Source organism: Lentihominibacter hominis (assembly GCF_014385065.1).
Classification (GTDB): domain Bacteria; phylum Bacillota; class Clostridia; order Peptostreptococcales; family Anaerovoracaceae; genus Lentihominibacter; species Lentihominibacter hominis.
In genome coordinates this window covers 369,046-386,556 of the sequence record NZ_JACRTA010000002.1, presented here as the reverse complement: position 1 = coordinate 386,556, position 17,511 = coordinate 369,046, and the positions used below count along the sequence as shown (strand labels likewise).

Sequence of the window (17,511 nt, the reverse complement as noted above, 5' to 3'; positions counted from 1 at the left end):
GCTTATAATCAAACATTGATATGCACTACATTACCCATTCCTTTTGTATTAGCATAAGAGTAAGCGGCTCCCAGAGAATACGCCTTAGATACAACCTGCCTTCGTCCGGCTGCAGTACTGCATATACCGGGTATATAAATATCGGCAGCCCTGCCATATTTATGAGCGGAATTCGAAACCCCTCCCACATTAGCATTATGCCTTGCGCATCTGAGTCCTGATGTGATGGTTATCGGTTTTCCATAATAGGCTCTCAGTGATTCCAGAATATTGATAAGTTTTGTACTTACAGTAGCCGGATATCCATTACAATACCGGCCGCCGCACTTACACTTAAATTCTGTTTTACTGAAATGAGAAGAGCCGTTCCATGTTCCGGAACCGGATGACCCCGAACTTCCTCCGTTAAGCTTTGCCATCGTCTTCGTACCTGCTATGCCATCCACCGTAAGACCGTATTTTTTCTGTGTCGCCTTTATTGCAGCGATAGTGTTATTCCCGATGATACCGTCACGTGTCACGCTTAATTTACCCTGCAGCGATTTTATTACCGATACCATTTTAGCATTCGTATTGACGCCGTAAATGCCATCGGCATAAACACTGTGCCCTCTCTGAAAGGCTTTTATCGCCGCAATAGTTCCGGCTCCCCTTATACCATCCACAGCTCCTGAATAGTAGCCATAATAATGTTTTAAATTACTTTGATATTGTCTTATGGTCAACATGGCTACTCCTCCGTTTCTATATCTTCATCACTCTCATTTACACCTGCCTCGCCGTCATCCACATGTTTTTCTTTTAAAACCTTCAGCGATTCCTGAGCATACTGAGCACTTTTAGTCACATTGTTATTCTTCCACCACACCCATATACAGCCGATACCGGCTGCGATCTGTGTTGCGATCTCAGTAAAAGTAGATTCATCAAATGGTATAGGATTTATACCCTTTGCTGTAAGAATAGCATTTATCAATAAAAAGGATGCTACGATCAGTCTGATGATCGACCTTGATACTTCTTTTTTCATAATAAAACCTCCTACATTACAAATATGCTGTAAGAGGTTTTATGTGATTGCTGAAGAATAACCTTAAGATCATCAAAATTCAAATTTAATACTAAAAATGACTTCAGCAATAAAATATACCTCCAAAGCCATTTAAAATATTATTTATTACATACATTCAAAAAATCTTGCAAGACGATCGTTCAAATCATGAAAAACCGGATTGTCATCAAACATAAAATCATTGTGCTTTCCATCTATTTCAAACATTTCTTTTTTACAAATAAGCTTATCATAAAAATTATAAGATTCTGAGATAGGATGCAGTCTGTTGCCCTTTCCATGACCCACAAATACAGGAACTTTGATATCTCGGATATTCTTTTCACAGTCAAATTCCATTATTGACTGTCCTATTTCAAGAGATATTTCCTGACCGTAACCACTATGAGAATACAAATCTTCTCTTACCACCCCATCAGTATCATTATCCAAAGGATAAAAATGGAAAGGATCATCATATTTTCTGATACCGCTGCATACCAATCTAATTCTCTCCGCCTCTATCTCCTTTTCCATCGCGGAAAATTCTTCCCGTGTAAATACAGTTTTCATCCATCGTCTGCCACAGTAAAACCCATTCAGTGCAGCAACTGCTTTTACTCTGTCATCTTTCTCAGCAACTTCAGCCGCTAATCCCCCGGCCATCCCCCAGCCTAACAAGCCTATTCTTTCTGCATCAATTTCATCAAGAGTTCCGGCAAAGGTAACCGCATTTCTTATGTCCTCAACCTGTTCATCCAGTTTGCAGACGCCAGCCGGTCCCTCATTGTCTAAAAAACCTCTATAATCAAACCCAAAGCATGCATACCCTCTGGCAGTCAACGCTCTCGCAAATAATGCAGGATAAATCTCATTAAGTCCCATATATCCCGAATTAGGTATTATACAAGGAAGAGCTCTGCCTTCTTCATAATTATCAGGAAGGTAAAGTACGGCAGCAAGCTTATAGCAATTACTGTAAAATATCAAATCTTTAGTTATCATCTTATCCTCCATAAAATTTATTTTTTCGGAATTTCAAGCACTGCGCCCTTATCTGCTGATGACACAAGAGCAGCATACTTTCGGAGTGCAGGGGTAGCTTCCTTCTCACATGGCTTAACGTGTTTGAGTCTGTCCTGTATAACTTCATCGGGAACGTCAAGATCAAGCCTTCCTGCAGGTATGTCAATAATTATTCGGTCTCCATCTTCTACAGCTGCGATAGGTCCTCCTGCGGCTGCTTCCGGAGATATATGTCCTATGCATGGACCTCTTGTGGAGCCTGAAAAACGTCCGTCTGTTACTAATGCACAACTTTCATCCATTCCTCTGCCTACTATAAGAGATGTGGTCATGTGCATTTCTCTCATTCCCGGACCGCCTTTAGGCCCTTCATATCTTATTACTATTACATCGCCTTCTTTTATCTGATCCCCTGATACTGCGGCGCTGGCATCTTCCATGGAATGAAATACCCTCGCTCTTCCCGTAAACTGATACATGGAAGGCTTAACTCCCGATTTTTTAACAACAGCACCGTTCGGCGCCAAGCTTCCATAAAGTACGGCTATACCGCCATCTCGATTCTTAGGCTTATCTATAGGATAAATAAGGTCATCTTCTACAATCTTCACATCCTTGATATTTTCCTTAATTGTTTTTCCCGTTACCGTCATATGTCCATCACACAGCTGTTTCTCTATAGCCTTAAGTACTACAGGCAGTCCGCCCCTCTCGTGAAGCTCCTGCACGGGATATTTGCCGGAAGGCTTCAGGTTGCATATATAAGGAACTTTCTTACTTACTTCATCAAAGTCTCTAAGGGACAGAGAAATCCCAGCCTCATTTGCAATAGACATCAGATGAAGCACTGTATTAGTAGATGAGCCCATAGCCATTACAGCGCTTATTCCGTTTAGCAAAGCTTCTCTTGTCAATATCTTCCTCACAGTGAGATTCTCTTTTATCATCTCTACTGCACGTTTTCCCGATTTTTTCGCAAATCTTCTTTTTTCTGCGGAAACAGCAGGAGCTGTACATGAATTGGGCAGCGCCAGGCCTAAGACTTCTGCCAGACAACTCATGGAATTGGCCGTTCCCAGCATAGCGCAAGTACCATAAGTTGGCAGCGCACGCTTCTCTATATTCAGTAAATCTTCCTCAGACATTTTTCCTGTCTGTGTCTGCCCTATAAACTCTCTCATATCAGTGAGAGTAATTATTTCCTTATCCTTGTAACTTCCGTTAAGCATAGGGCCTCCCGGAATTATCACTGTAGGAATATCCACTCTGGCCGCCGCCATAATCATTCCCGGGACTATTTTATCACAGCCCGGAAGCATTACCATGGCGTCAAAATGATGAGCCTCTATCATCATTTCCACTGCATCGGCAATGTTTTCTCTGCTTGGAAGCGGATAACTCATGCCCTTATGTCCCTGACATATGCCATCACATAAGGCTATGGTGCTGAACTCTCTGGGAACCCCTCCTGCTTCCCATATACCGTTCTTTACATGTTCAGCCAGTTCCCTCAAGTGTATGTGTCCTGGAACCATTTCCGTAAATGAATTTACAACAGCTACAAGAGGCTTTCGCAAGTCCTCTTCATCAAGACCAGTGCTGTAAAGTAGCGCTCTGTGGGCAGCTCTTTCTATTCCGTTTACGAGTTCTCCGCTTTTATATTTACTGTATTGAAATTTTGATTCTTTCAATTTTTATCCCTCCGGTTTTCTACATTACCATCTCATTTTCCTTTTACGATCCTTTCAGGAACCTCATGAGTCATCATCTCTATTTCAGATCTTTTAAACCCTTGCTGTAAAAGATTGGCTATAAAAAGTCTCATAGCTTCTACAGGATGTTCAAAACCTTTCTGTCCTCTGTCAGTGGCAAGAAAAACATTCTCCGGGCCTGCCGCTCTTATATTCTCTGCCATCTTTTCAACCGATACAGAGTATTCGGCAATATTTATCCAATTTTTCTCTATCAATACTCCGAGTTTTGCTAATTCGGCCTGTATTTCCGTATCTATGACAGTTCTCTGCCATTCCGGATGAGTCAATATCATATTAACCCTTCTTTTCCGCCCTTCTCTGCATAATATGATGCTTTCTTCAGGACTGAGATGTCCTGTTGCCATGAAAGCACCACTTTCTCCTACTATGTCCAGTATTTCATATACCTCATTCTTAAGCTTTCCGGCTTCATCAAGTACCGAAATACCGGGCCTTGTAAAGAAATCTCCCGGCATGAGTCCATATGAGAGACAGTTCGCCGAATCTCTCGTAGGCATCCATACAACAGATGCTCCCATACGCAACGAATCAATTACGGCATATGGATTTAATCCGCCGACAGGATAATTAAGAACAAGCCCCCCATAAGCTTTGGCCGTACATCCGCTTATACTGTTGATAAGGGCTGCTCTCGGCGCAGTAGATCCATAATGGGCCTTTATCATCACTCCTGCCATTCCCGCTTCGTCAGCTTCCATGATAAGTTCCAGATCGTTGAGCTCCCTATCAAATGCTGACGGAGCTGAATGGACATGAAGATCATATGCGCCCTGCATTATTTCATTTGTCAATTCTCTGTTAAGCATAGTCTCCATCTTCAATAATGACCAGAACATTATGTCAATGATCCGGTCATTAAATCCTTTTTATTTTTTCCATATCCCCGAATAAATCTCGGGTCTCCTGTCTGACAATACAGTATTGTCTTTTCTTACTTCATATACAAAATTCATATCTATATCCTGATATATGATTTCTGCTTCATCTGCAGAAGCCCTGCAGAGTACTTCTCCTATAGGACTCACCACCTGACTGCGTCCGCAGAAAGGTGAATCCGGAAGCTCACCAATATAATTAACATGAGCAACAAACACATTATTGTCAAGCGCTCGAGCTTCTGTAGCTTGATTGAGCCAATTCTCAAAATACGAACCTCCGCGCCACGCAGATGGACAAAGAATCAGATCTGCACCTTCAAGTGCAAGAAGGCGTGCTGTTTCAGGAAAACATATGTCATAACATATAACTATACCCACTCTGCCAAACTTTGTGTCAAACACAGGAAAATCATTTCCGCTGCGAAGATGAAACTGCTCCTGTCCCACCAGATGAGTCTTTGAATACCTGCCGATCATTTTTCCTTCGTCATCTATAAGAATAGCTGTATTCTCTACTATACCATTCTCCGCTAACATTATTATAGGCACAAGTATATGTACACTGAGCTCCTCAGCCAGATTCTTCATGACAGTCACCGTCTCTGCGTCAAGAGCTTCTGCTGCTTCCATCATGGCAGGATAATCAAAACAGTAATATCCCGTATTGAATCCTTCCGGAAGACATATGAAATCAGCTCCTCCATTATGAGCCTCACGAATCTTTTCTTCAGCTTTTTTTACATTGGCAGCTCTGTTACCGAGATCCCATTCATCCTGTATCAAAGCTATTTTAAACTTACACATTTTTAAGCTTTTCCTCTTTTCTGTCTCTCATTTGTTTTGCAAAAATAAAGATTACAAGAATTCCTCCCAACACCCCATATGTACCGTAAACCAATCCGAGAAGTCTGTCAAAAGGAAGAAGCATTGAACAAAGTACAGATGCTGTAACAAGACAGACAGCAAATTTATTGTAGCCCGGCGTCTTTTCTTTCTTAAATGATGCACACAGTGTAAACATAGCAGGTACACATGATGAATAAATAGCTAAGAATATAACTATGATAAATACAAATCCCAACGCAGGTGAAATAAGATTTGCTATATAAAGATTAGGTATCATCTTTTCACTTAAAACTTCAATATTGGAAAACAATGCACATGCCATTACTGCATCAGTAATACCGTAAAGAATGACCCCTAATACAGCTCCATACTTAAGTTCCGCTTTCACATCGAAATTTTTTGCCGTTGCCGCAAAAAACGGAGCTGACTGAAACGGAGTACATGTAGTATAATACAATCCTGCAAGCCACCAGTACGGAGCTATCTTCGCTATCCCTATCTGCGGAGCTTCTTTAATTCCCTCAGAAAGCCCATCTATATTATTAAAAAGATATATCAGACAAATCGCTATAGTAAGCATTATCATGAAAGGTCCTATACTGCCTGTTATATTAACAAGTTTTTTCAATCCCAGCAATATAGTGATAAGGCACAGTACTCCCAGCAAAATTGATCCCACCTGGGTAGGTACTCCGAAATGCTGATTAAGAGATGCCCCAAACCCCGAAATCATTACTACAGGTGCCGAATAAAGTAATATTATAGAAAGCACCTGAAAAATCTTGCCTATCTTTTCACCGCTGAAATATGTGTATATGGCAAGAGGATTTTCAAACTGCATCTTATGTCCGATACTGAAAAATGCCAGCAGCAAAAATAAATGAAGCAAACAGTCAATAACTATTCCCAGGAACCCCCATGCTCCGTACGCGCAAAAATACTGCAGTGACGCCTGTCCGGTTACTGAACCTGAACCTATCGCCCATGCGATGAACACTCCGGCAATCTTTACAACATTTAAAATTCTTACATTACTACTTCCTGTCATAAACGCCCAATCCTTTCTAAAACGACATATTATTCCCCTAAAATTATATCCCTTGCAAATTACAAATTCAAACAAGTATATTCTTTATAATAACAAGGTTTATCTTGTTATTTTTACTGTTTATATGATATATTTTAATTGTAAAAAACAGGATAATGTCGAGAAGGAGTTAAAATGCAAGTAAACCAAGAAATTTTTTTATATGTTGCCGAAGAACTGAGCATAAGCAAAGCTGCTAAGAGAGCCTTTGTCTCACAGCAATGTGTAAGTGATCATATAAACAGACTGGAAAAAAACTATGGAGTCAAACTCTTTACACGCAAACCGTTCGCTTTGACTGAAGCTGGAATATCACTTATGAATTCCCTTCAAAAAATAAAAGTGATCGAAAGCAGCACAAACGAAACCATACGGCAGCACGCAACAGGGGAAAGGGGCCGATTTACAGTAGGAATAGGAGCTTCCCGTGCTCAGATTATCCTCCCCGAGATCATGCCCCTTTATAATTCTCTTTTCCCTAAAGTTGAAGTATTGTTTCTTAACAATGATACTATGATATTGGAAGATAACTTAAGAAAAGGATACGTGGACCTTTTTCTCGGAGTCAATCCCCCTTATAAAAAGGATCTATCTTACATCCATGTGTGTGATGACAATCTTTGCATATGTATCTCAGAAGGTCTGCTGAATCAGTCCTTTCCGGAAATCAAAAAAGAACTCCTTAAAGGAGTCTCAAACCTGAAAGTATTTGAACATGTGCCTTTCATCAAAAGTTATTCTACAAGTGTCGTTAACAGGCTGCTCCAGGATTGTATGGATGCCCACCATGTTGAACTTTTATTCCCATATCAGATAAGTGATACTGCCACACAAATAGCACTGTGCGCTAAAGGGCTGGGCGCCATTGTAAGCTCCGACATGCTCTTGTCGCACATCTCATCCCATAACAGAATCTGCCGAAAAAATGAACTTATACATGTTATTCCTATCTATTCATTTGCTAAACCGCTTCGTCTCGAAATCGTCTCAATGCTTGATGCAGAAAAACCATTGTACATATTAGAATTCGAAAAACTTCTTATAAACACATTGTTGCAGAAGATAAAGAAACACTAAGAAACTTTATTCTCCAGCTTTTATAGTATACAAAGTTACTTTCCTTGCATCATAGCATTTTTACAATATAATTAAATTTCCCGAAAATAAAAAATAATAATGGCTGAATCATTGAGATTCAGCCATTTTCTATGGTTGCGGGGACAGGATTTGAACCTGCGGCCTCCGGGTTATGAGCCCGACGAGCTACCAACTGCTCCACCCCGCGACAATGCGATGCTTTTACATCTGATATTCTTTTTTGGTGCCGGAGACCGGGGTCGAACCGGTACGATCTGTTAGGATCGCAGGATTTTAAGTCCTGTGCGTCTGCCAATTCCGCCACTCCGGCAAATAATAATCTGAAGTCTATGCTTCAGATTATTATTTTATTTGGCTCCGAGGGTGGGGCTCGAACCCACAGCCTACCGGTTAACAGCCGGTTGCTCCACCATTGAGCTACCTCGGAATATTAGGTTGTTCTCCATAACGGCAATTGCTATTATACCGCAACCTATGGCTATATGTCAACCTAAAATTTACTATTTTAATATTGTTTTTTTCATAATATACTTTTACATATTTAATGGCTTTACTCATCAAAAGAAATAATCTCCGGGTCCATCTTCTCCGGCTTAGCTTGCTGGAGCTTTTCATCCTCTTTTTTTATCTCTTTAAGATTAGCCTTGCGATCTTCTTCCATTGCCGCCTTTATCATGTCTATTTTCTTGGAGTATTTCTCAATGCCTTCCCTATTATCTTCAGCTTTATATATGGAAAGAAGCTCCTCCATGGTTTCCAGATGGCTTCCGTTAAGCCTTAAAGCCTGTTTAAGTCTCTCAACAGCAGCCTGACGTCTTCCCACCATCTCATAAGCCACGCCAAGATAATAATGGAGAGGCCACCAGTCGCTAAACCTTGACGATAAAAAAGGTTGGAGAAGTTCTATCCCCTTTTCATATCTTCCGGCCATTATATGATTATAACCCGATTCGATGCGAAGAGGCTCTTCGATCTGAGACAATCTTGTCTTGATCTCCTTTTTATCCTTCCCGTTTTTACTCAATTTTATGAAACTTTTCCAGACAATATCGGCTTTAGCATAAAGTCCCATATTAAGATAGGCATATCCCAAATAATAATACCCCTGGGCAAACTTAGGATGTACCTCTGTCAAAATCTCGAACCAGTTCAGTGCTTCTGCTTTAAATCTGCCTGTGTATTCCTCGTTGCCGCTGGAAAGATACATGGCCCTGCACGCTCTGGCATAACTGTACATTCCGTGAAGATAATCAGGTTTCATACAGAGAGTAGCTCTGAAATGAATACATGCATCGTCCATATCTCCCCTTTCCGCAGCATCTCTTCCTGTCTTAAGTATCCCCTCATATATCTTATGATTATACAATTTTAATAGTATAGCCGCATAATCTTTTGTATGTTTAAAATGAGGATCACACCCCATCACCCATGCCATATTTTCTGCTATTTTAAACATAGAGACACCATCCCCACCGGAAAACTCCCGAACTTCTTCTTTTCTAAGAGGTATAGGGACGCCTTTCATCAGATCTTTTGCCTTGGACTTATTTATAAAATCCTCGGAAAACTCTGCGAATATAAATCTATTCAGGTATTTTCTGAAATACTTTCCTATACGATCATCTCTGAGCTGTATATCATATTTAAATTCTGCGCTCATAATCCTCCTCTTGAACTTAAAGAGCTCTGAACCTTTCATCTCTCAGCATATCATGATTCTTCATAGCTTTTCTCAACGTATTCATCATCTTTTCCTTGTCCTCGGGAAGGTCTCCCCTTAAAGAAACATAGTTTGACGCATGATTGCTCCTGAACACACATTTTTTTGTAACATTAGTATTTTCAAGCATAAGCAGAGTCTCTGCCATCACTTCATCAGGAGAAAGCAGTTTCAGCTTTCCTGATTCTATGTCTTCATACATAGGTACAGTAGGTTCTACGATCAGCGTAAGAAGACCCACGTATGAAGGCTGCATCTCACTTATCATTGTTCCCGTCTGAACAGCATGATCCTCCCATCCATCTTTGCCTGCAAGACCAGAGATAAATGTAACAGACGCCTGCATACCGCAAGCCTCAATTTTCTTTACGCCGTCAATTAGCTGCTGTCTTGTCTCACCCTTGCAGATGTCCTTGAGAACCTTATCACTTCCCGATTCGGCTCCTATATAGACCATAGTAAGCCCGGCCTCGTAAAGCTCACGCATTTCTTCATCTGTTTTTTTGAGAATATCAGTAGCTCTCCCATAAATGGTAACTCTTTCACATTCAGGAAAATTATCCGATATATATTTCAGAATCGGCATCAATCTCTTATTAGAAAGAGCAAGCGCATCCCCGTCACACAGAAACATTCGCTCAACCCGGCTGTATCTTTTTCTTGCCCATGCCAAATCTTCAAAAACTTCTTCTATATTTCTCACTCTGAACTTTTTATCCTTAAACATCTTACAAAATGTACATTTATTATGAGTACATCCTATAGTTACCTGTACAAGCAAACTGTATGCCTCGCTTGGAGGTCTGTATATATCTCCCTCGTATCTCATGTTTTCCTCCCTGTCAATCTTTACATTTTTTCAGGCGCTTTCATACCCAGCAGTCCAAGACCATTTTTAATAGCTGTTTTGGCTGCTGTAACAAGCGCTACCTTGGCAGTCTTTTCATCTTCATTATCTACCAGTATATGTTCATCATGATAAAATTTATTGAAAGCCTGCGCTATATCTACTATATGCCTTGTAACTACAGAAGGTTCATACTTTTCTCCCGCTTCAACTATTACTTCCGGCATCTCATATATCAGTTTCATAAGTCTGTGAGCGCTTTCTGATGTAATATACTTGGCATCAAAGCCTTCCTTGGCATTTGCCTGTATCTCTTCTCCGGCATTTCTCAGTATACTGCAGGCTCTTGCATGAGTATACTGAACATAAGGTCCTGTTTCCCCTTCAAAATTAAGGACTTTATCCCATGAGAACACATAATCCTTTATCCTGTAATTTGACAGTTCGTTAAATACCACAGCTCCGATACCGACTTCTCTGGCAGTCTCATCGATATTTTCAGTATTGACATTTTTCTCTACAATTATCTTCTTAGTCTGCTCTACAGCTCTATTGAGTACATCCTCAAGGAAAATAACTCTTCCTTGCCTTGTGGACATGGTACCCTCTTCCATGCTGACAAGGCCAAAAGGTACGTGAACACAGTCATTTGCCCATTCGTATCCAAGAAGCTCTATAACCTTTATCCACTGCTGAAAATGAAGATTCTGCTGAGATGCCACAACATATATGTTTTTATAAAAATCGTAAGTCTCTTTTCTGTAAACAGCTGCCGCTATATCTCTTGTTATATAAAGAGTAGAACCATCCGACTTTGTTATAAGCGCCGGAGGAAGGCCATACTCATCCAGTTTTACAATCTGTGCTCCGTCATCCTCTATGAGCAGTCCGGATTCCTTAAGTTCATTGACGAATCTCGGCATCTTGTCGGAATAAAAACTTTCGCCGTTATATGAATCAAAAGTTATACCCAGCATCTCGTATACCCTGTTGAATTCCTTAAGGCTTTCGTCTCTGAACCACTGCCAAAGCTCAACTTCCTCAGGCTCGCCCTTTTCAAGTCTTGTGAATATAGCTCTGGCTTCATCCTCTAAAGAAGGATCCTTTTCGGCTTCTTCATGAAACTTTGTGTAATATGAGAGCAGAGATTTTATAGGTTCCTTTATTACATCTTCCTTATTTCCCCACCTTCTGTAAGCACAAATCATCTTACCAAACTGGGTTCCGTAATCTCCCAGATGGTTGATTCTCATGGTATCGTATCCGAGAAAATCATATATCTTGTATATAGAGTTTCCGATTACCGTACTTCTGATATGCCCGATATGAAAAGGCTTGGCTATATTAGGTGAAGAATACTCAACGATAACTTTCTTGCCGGCTCCTATATCACTCCTGCCGTAATCATCACCTTTCTCAATTACTTCATCTACCACCTCTTTGGCAAACTCCTCCTTGGAAATGAACATGTTGACATAGGCGTTAACACTTTCCACTCTTTCAAATACGCTGTCTTCTCTTATATCCTCAGCTATGGATTTAGCTATCATAGGAGGCGCTTTTCGCAATATTTTAGCTAACTTAAAACATGGAAATGCATAATCTCCCATTTTGCTGTCAGCCGGTGTCTCTATCATAGACATTATCTCTTCTTTTTCCAGTCCTTCGATCTGCGGAGCCAAAATATCCGCAATCCTTTCTCTGTAACTGATCATTATTTTTCTCCTCTTCTTCTATATCAACATTTTAAATATCATTTCAAATTCACGATTGTCACACCGTCTCCACCTTCATTAAATCCACCGCTTCTGAAACCGTCTACATTCTTGTTTCGCTTAAGCATATCTCGAATTCCTTTTCTGAGTATACCTTCTCCTCTTCCATGTATCACAGTGACTTCTTTAAGGCCCGAAATAAAAGCATCATCTATATATTTTTCAACATCCATTACGGCATCATCCATATTTTTTCCTCTGACATCTACCGACATGGAAACTGTCTGTGCTTTTTTCTTATATAACTTACCGTAACCGGAGGCTTTCTTTTTTTTCTTTGGTTTTCCGTTATCAATAAGCATTATATCAGAGACATTAACGCCAATCTTCATGATTCCCACTTGTACCTGAAGCAAACCTTTCTCATCGGGAAGAGATATTATTTCTCCATTTTGGTTTAAGGTAAGAATTTTCACTCTGTCTCCCAAAGACAAACTTGCCGGGTCTACAGGATTATCATTTGTCTCACGCTTTATAGTATTCCTGTTTTTCTTTTCTATTTCCCGCAAGCGTCTTCTGTTTCTGTCAAAGCCTGCTGTTCTCTCTCCCATACTCTCAAGCCTTGCAAGGGCTTTTAATTCCTCTTGAACCTCTTTTGAAACTTCTTTTGCCTCATTTATTATTTCTCTCGCCTTTTCTTTGGCCCGTAAAATCTCCTTTTCTTTCTGTTCTTCAAACTTTATGGCCCTTTTTTCAAGATCTTCTTTCTGCCGTTTCATCTCTATATTTATCAAAATAGCTTCATCACGTTCTTCCTCGGCTATCCGTTTATCTTCTTCAAGAGCCGATATCACATCTTCAAAAGCAATATCTCCTTCCTGCAGAAGTTCTCTCGCTCTGTCGGTTATTTCCCGGGAAAGCCCCAGCTTGCGAGATATCTCAAAAGCATTGGATTTGCCCGGTACGCCTATAATAAGCCTATACGTAGGACTAAGCGTCTCCACGTCAAACTCCATGGAAGCATTTTCAACTCCATCAGTAGATATGGCATATTTTTTAAGCTCTGTATAATGTGTTGTGGATACGGAATAAGCTCCCATGCTGTAAAGACGTTCCAATATGGCTATTGCCAGAGCCGCTCCCTCAGTGGGATCTGTTCCCGCCCCAAGTTCATCAAGCAGCACCAAGCTCTCTTTATCAGCCTCTTGTACTATGTCGACAATATTGGTCATATGAGACGAAAATGTTGAGAGACTCTGCTCAATACTCTGTTCATCGCCTATATCTGCGAATATCTGATGATAAACCGGAAGCCTACTTCCTATTGCCGCGGGGATATGAAGACCGGTCTGCGACATCAGTGAAAGCAGCCCTGCTGTCTTAAGAGTCACAGTCTTGCCGCCTGTATTAGGTCCTGTTATTACCAGCGTCCTGTACTCTCCGCCGATGGATATATCTATGGGAACAACTTTATCCGCTGCTATAAGAGGATGTCTTGCGGACTTAAGATCCATTATTCCATCTTCATTTATCTCCGGCTCTTCTCCACCCATATCCATAGAAAGCTTACCCTTGGCCATAAACAAATCGAGAGTAAGCAAAAGTTTCTGATTATTGACAAGATCGTGATAATACTCAGACACTCCCTCGGAAAGCTCCTTAAGAATCCTGTTCATCTCAGCTTTTTCGTCAAGCTCCAGCTGTCTCAGTTCGTTGTTAAAATTCACTATTGCCTGAGGCTCTATAAAAAGTGTTGCTCCGCTGCCACTCTGATCATGTACTATACCCGGAACACGACCTCTGTGTTCCTGCTTTACCGGTATGACATATCTGCCGTTTCTCATGGTAACGATGGAATCTTGTAACATAGTTTTATTATCAGCAGAATTCAGAATATGATTTAGTTTAACTTTCAAAGCTTCATTCTGTCTTACCATGGCACGTCTTATGCTTCTAAGCTCACCGCTGGCATTATCTGACATTTCATCTTCTGAGAGAATACATCTGTCGATCTCTTCCGACAGTCGTTTATGAACAGCCAGAAGTTCTGTCACCGAACATATTATGGGAACTTCAGGTATATCGCCCTTCAAAAATGATACAACTCTTTCCGCAGTTTTCATATTATAGAGGATTTTCAAAAGCTGCGCCATAGTAAGTGTTCCGCCTTTTCTGGCAAATGATACACTTTCCTCAATATCATAAAAACCACCGACAGGTAATGGCCCTTTATAATTAATCAGCCTTACCGCTTCTGTGGTTTCACCTTGACTTTCTCTTATTTGAGACACATTATCAAAAGGCCTGAGCTCTGAAATGATTTTTCTTGTCATTTCAGAGCCTGCCTTTTCTGCAAGCATGTCTATTATTTTGTCATATTCTAAAACATTTAAAGTCTTTTCTTTCATTTAGAATTATCCGTTATTATTCTTATACTTTTCCAATTCCTTCTTCAACTGGAGGTTCTCCATTTGAAGATCAAAGAAACTGTTCTCCAGCTCTTTACATTTTCCTTCGATTTCTTTCACTACCTCGTCCATACTGGTCTGCGCCTGAGCTTTGGCATTTTCAGCAGCCTGCATTAATTTTTGGATGTCTTCATCCTTTTGTTTAAGTTGACTCATAAGCTCATCCTTTTGCAATACTATAGCCTGAGTCTCTTCTTTATAATCCATGTAGTTTTTCTTAGACTCGTCCCAGAGCTGAACATAATGCTGCGCATCCTTTTCAAGCTGCATATTCATACGCTTCAATTCTTCCATTTCTTCCAAAACCTGAAAATATTCGCTGGTTATATTTATAGCTGAAAGTACTGCTATGTTAGACGGAACAACTCCGGCAGTTTTTGCCGCTTGGGTGACTTCCTGCATCTTCATATCAACATGGGCAGCCACCTGCATAATCTCTTCTTTTGTCTTTTCCCCTGCTATAACGTATTCCTGACCGTAAATTTTAACCTTTACTTTATTATTCTCCATACGAAACTCTCCTATAATTCTCTCAAGACTGCGTTAAGTTTTTCCTTCAGCGCTTCAAGTACTTTTCCGTGTACAGATGTCACTTCTTCATCAGTCAGCGTCTTATCCTTATCTCTGTATATAAGATTGAAAGCAACGCTCTTCTTTCCCTCTTCTACCTGTTTTCCTCTGTAAACATCAAATAACCTGACATCCTCAAGTATTGATTTTCCGTACTTTTTGATAATTTCTTCTATTCTTCCTACCGCCATATCCTCATCTACAAGAAGAGCTATATCTCTTGAAGTGGATGGATATTTAGGAAGAGGTGTATAGGTCTTCTCCGTATCTGCATGCCTCATAATAGCGTCAAACATCAGCTCACAACAGTAAACTCTTACGCCGTCCATACCGTAAGTTTCCGCTACATCCGGATGTATCTCACCCATTATTCCCAACTCATCGAAAAGAGCCTCTCCGTCTTCATTCTTTCGTTCTGATGATACAGCAATTCTTGCGCATCTTCCCGGATGGTAAACGCCGTACTGAGACTCGGCCTCAAATACAGCCTCCTTGATTCCTAAAACTTTTAAAAGCTCAACAATTACGCCTTTTAAGCTGAAAAAGTCTTCGTCTTTTCCATACATACCTATACATAGTGAATACTGTTCATCAGGCAGAGCATCGCTGTCCAGCATATTGGCCATAAATGTATTTCCTATTTCAAATGCCTTTACCTTATCGATATTTCTTGAATAATTTCTTGCGAGAACCTCCATCATATTCGGGGTAAGTATCGTTCTCATCACTGAATTTTCTTCACCTAAAGGGTTTATAATCTTAACAAATGCTCTTTCCCATGCATCCTCGTCTATTCTGACATTATCCACACCCTTAGGACTCACAAATGAATAAGTCTGTATTTCATTAAGCCCCATTCCGCAAAGTGAATTTCTCGCAAGATCCCTGAGTGCTCTTTCATATGATATCCCTGCCTCACAATTACCTTTAGGCAATGTAACAGGAAGCTTATCGTATCCATATATCCTTGCAATTTCCTCAATATAATCTTCTTCAGCCACAAGATCCTGTCTTATAGTCGGCGGTGTTACCGTCATTGTGTTACCTATTCCGCCCACTTTTATTTCAAGGCTTTCAAGAATATCAACCATTTCCTTTCTGGAAAGCTCTATTCCCAAAACATGATTTATCCTGTCTACTCTTATGTCTATTTTTTCTGAAATTTCAGGGGAAGGATAATTATCCACGCTTCCCTTGCAGACTTTTCCTGCTCCGATAAGCTCTATCAGTCTGCAGACCCTGTCTGCAGCAACCTCACAAAGATTTGGATCGATTCCCTTTTCGAATCTTGAAGAAGCCTCTGTACGAAGTCCAAGTTTCTTGGATGTAGCTCGCACACTGTCGCCGCTGAAATTTGCCGACTCTACTATTATTGTAGTTGTATCCTCTTCTACCTCTGAATTCAGACCTCCCATTACTCCCGCTATAGCAATCCCTCTTTCGGCATCTTTTATCAGAAGCATATCTTTTGTCATTGTTCTCTCATTATTATCCAGTGTAACAAATTTCTCGCCTTCTGAGGCGTTTTCAACTATGATCCTGCCTCCTTTCACCTGGTTAATATCAAAAGCATGTATAGGCTGTCCATATTCAAGCATAACAAAGTTGGTTATATCTACTATATTATTAATAGGTCTCATTCCGGCATACATCAGCCTTTTCTGAAGCCACCACGGAGATTGTTCCACTTTTACATCTGTAACGACTCTCGCCACGTATCTTTTGCAGCTTTCAGGATTTTTTATGTCTACAGATATGTAATCCTTTGTTTTTCCCTCGCCATTTTCTTCTTTTATATCTGTATCAGGATATGCAAAAGGCTTTTTAAATGTGGCTGCTGCTTCTCTTGCCATCCCCACCATGGCTAAACAATCAGGTCTGTTAGGCGTTATCTCAAAATCAACTACAGCCTGCTTCAGCCCCAGAGCTTCTGCAAAATCCTGCCCTATACTGTAATCGCCTTCAAGTATCCATATGCCTTCTTTATGAGCTACCGGCACAACTTTATCTTCAAAACCCAGCTCCCCGGCAGAACAAAGCATACCAAATGATTCTACGCCACGAAGCTTTCCTTTTGTTATCTTCACTCCGCCTTCCTGCTTCGGCTGACCATGAAGAGGACCCGGTATCCTACTCTTATGAAGAGCCACCGGAACAAGTGCGCCTTCAAATACATTAGGAGCTCCCGTAACTATCTGAACCGGCTCATCCTTACCTACATTGAGACTGCAGATAACAAGCTTGTCAGCGTCCGGATGTTTTTCTATTTTCTCGATCTTTCCTACCACTACATTTTCCATTTCCTCACAGAAATGCTCACAGGTTTCCAGATTAGACCCTGACATGATCATCCTGTCACAGAATTCTTCTGTAGTAACATCCAGATCTATATAATCTCGCAGCCATTCTATTGGAACTAACATCTATTAA

Annotated in this window: 14 protein-coding genes and 3 tRNA genes; 1 reads left to right on the top strand and 16 read right to left on the bottom strand. The window is 40.6% G+C overall.

Annotated elements, in window-relative coordinates; genetic code table 11:
* Window positions 1-8: 8 nt before the first annotated feature.
* The 7 genes from H8692_RS07060 to H8692_RS07030 all read right to left on the bottom strand — a co-directional run bounded on the left by H8692_RS07060 (window position 9) and on the right by H8692_RS07030 (window position 6,624).
* Window positions 9-728 (bottom strand): peptidoglycan-binding protein, encoded by a 720-nt coding sequence (locus H8692_RS07060; RefSeq protein WP_187525325.1) that lies wholly within the window; start codon window positions 726-728, stop codon window positions 9-11.
* Between the two features lie 2 nt (window positions 729-730).
* Window positions 731-1,030, bottom strand: coding sequence for a phage holin (locus H8692_RS07055; protein WP_177270416.1), 300 nt, complete (start codon window positions 1,028-1,030; stop codon window positions 731-733).
* Between the two features lie 147 nt (window positions 1,031-1,177).
* A complete protein-coding gene (locus H8692_RS07050) occupies window positions 1,178-2,056 on the bottom strand; it encodes an alpha/beta hydrolase (RefSeq protein WP_187525324.1) in 879 nt (292 codons plus the stop codon).
* Window positions 2,057-2,073: 17 nt separating this feature from the next.
* Complete coding sequence (ilvD, locus tag H8692_RS07045; RefSeq protein WP_177270412.1) at window positions 2,074-3,768, bottom strand: dihydroxy-acid dehydratase; 1,695 nt, start codon at window positions 3,766-3,768, stop codon at window positions 2,074-2,076.
* A gap of 32 nt (window positions 3,769-3,800) precedes the next feature.
* Window positions 3,801-4,688, bottom strand: a complete 888-nt coding sequence (locus H8692_RS07040) for a DUF6282 family protein (RefSeq protein WP_243206937.1) — start codon at window positions 4,686-4,688, stop codon at window positions 3,801-3,803.
* 30 nt (window positions 4,689-4,718) lie between these two features.
* Window positions 4,719-5,534, bottom strand: coding sequence for a carbon-nitrogen hydrolase family protein (locus H8692_RS07035; RefSeq protein WP_187525323.1), 816 nt, complete (start codon window positions 5,532-5,534; stop codon window positions 4,719-4,721).
* A complete protein-coding gene (locus H8692_RS07030) occupies window positions 5,527-6,624 on the bottom strand; it encodes a YkvI family membrane protein (protein WP_177270408.1) in 1,098 nt (365 codons plus the stop codon). Before H8692_RS07030 ends, H8692_RS07035 begins: the two co-directional genes overlap by 8 nt.
* 174 nt (window positions 6,625-6,798) lie before the next feature.
* Here H8692_RS07030 and H8692_RS07025 point away from each other — a divergent pair, with 174 nt between their 5' ends.
* Entirely contained in the window at window positions 6,799-7,740 is a 942-nt protein-coding gene (locus tag H8692_RS07025; protein WP_187525322.1) for a LysR family transcriptional regulator, read from the top strand.
* 132 nt (window positions 7,741-7,872) lie between these two features.
* On the opposite strand, the gene H8692_RS07020 is transcribed toward H8692_RS07025, so the two are convergent.
* The 9 genes from H8692_RS07020 to pheT form a co-directional block, all read right to left on the bottom strand.
* Window positions 7,873-7,948 (bottom strand) — tRNA-Met (locus H8692_RS07020).
* A 34-nt stretch (window positions 7,949-7,982) separates the two neighbouring features.
* Window positions 7,983-8,071, bottom strand: a tRNA-Leu gene (locus H8692_RS07015).
* A 42-nt stretch (window positions 8,072-8,113) separates the two neighbouring features.
* A tRNA-Asn gene (locus H8692_RS07010) sits at window positions 8,114-8,188 on the bottom strand.
* 123 nt (window positions 8,189-8,311) lie between these two features.
* Complete coding sequence (locus H8692_RS07005) at window positions 8,312-9,421, bottom strand: tetratricopeptide repeat protein (RefSeq protein ID WP_177270404.1); 1,110 nt, start codon at window positions 9,419-9,421, stop codon at window positions 8,312-8,314.
* 16 nt (window positions 9,422-9,437) lie between these two features.
* A complete protein-coding gene (locus H8692_RS07000; protein WP_177270402.1) occupies window positions 9,438-10,310 on the bottom strand; it encodes a radical SAM protein in 873 nt (290 codons plus the stop codon).
* 20 nt (window positions 10,311-10,330) lie between these two features.
* Window positions 10,331-12,043 carry an arginine--tRNA ligase gene (gene argS / locus H8692_RS06995; protein WP_177270400.1) on the bottom strand — a complete coding sequence of 571 codons (1,713 nt, stop codon included), beginning with the start codon at window positions 12,041-12,043 and terminating at the stop codon, window positions 10,331-10,333.
* A gap of 38 nt (window positions 12,044-12,081) precedes the next feature.
* A complete protein-coding gene (locus H8692_RS06990) occupies window positions 12,082-14,451 on the bottom strand; it encodes an endonuclease MutS2 (protein ID WP_187525321.1) in 2,370 nt (789 codons plus the stop codon).
* A gap of 6 nt (window positions 14,452-14,457) precedes the next feature.
* Complete coding sequence (locus H8692_RS06985; RefSeq protein WP_177270396.1) at window positions 14,458-15,021, bottom strand: cell division protein ZapA; 564 nt, start codon at window positions 15,019-15,021, stop codon at window positions 14,458-14,460.
* Between the two features lie 11 nt (window positions 15,022-15,032).
* Window positions 15,033-17,504, bottom strand: a complete 2,472-nt coding sequence (gene pheT / locus H8692_RS06980) for a phenylalanine--tRNA ligase subunit beta (protein WP_187525320.1) — start codon at window positions 17,502-17,504, stop codon at window positions 15,033-15,035.
* Window positions 17,505-17,511: the final 7 nt, after the last annotated feature.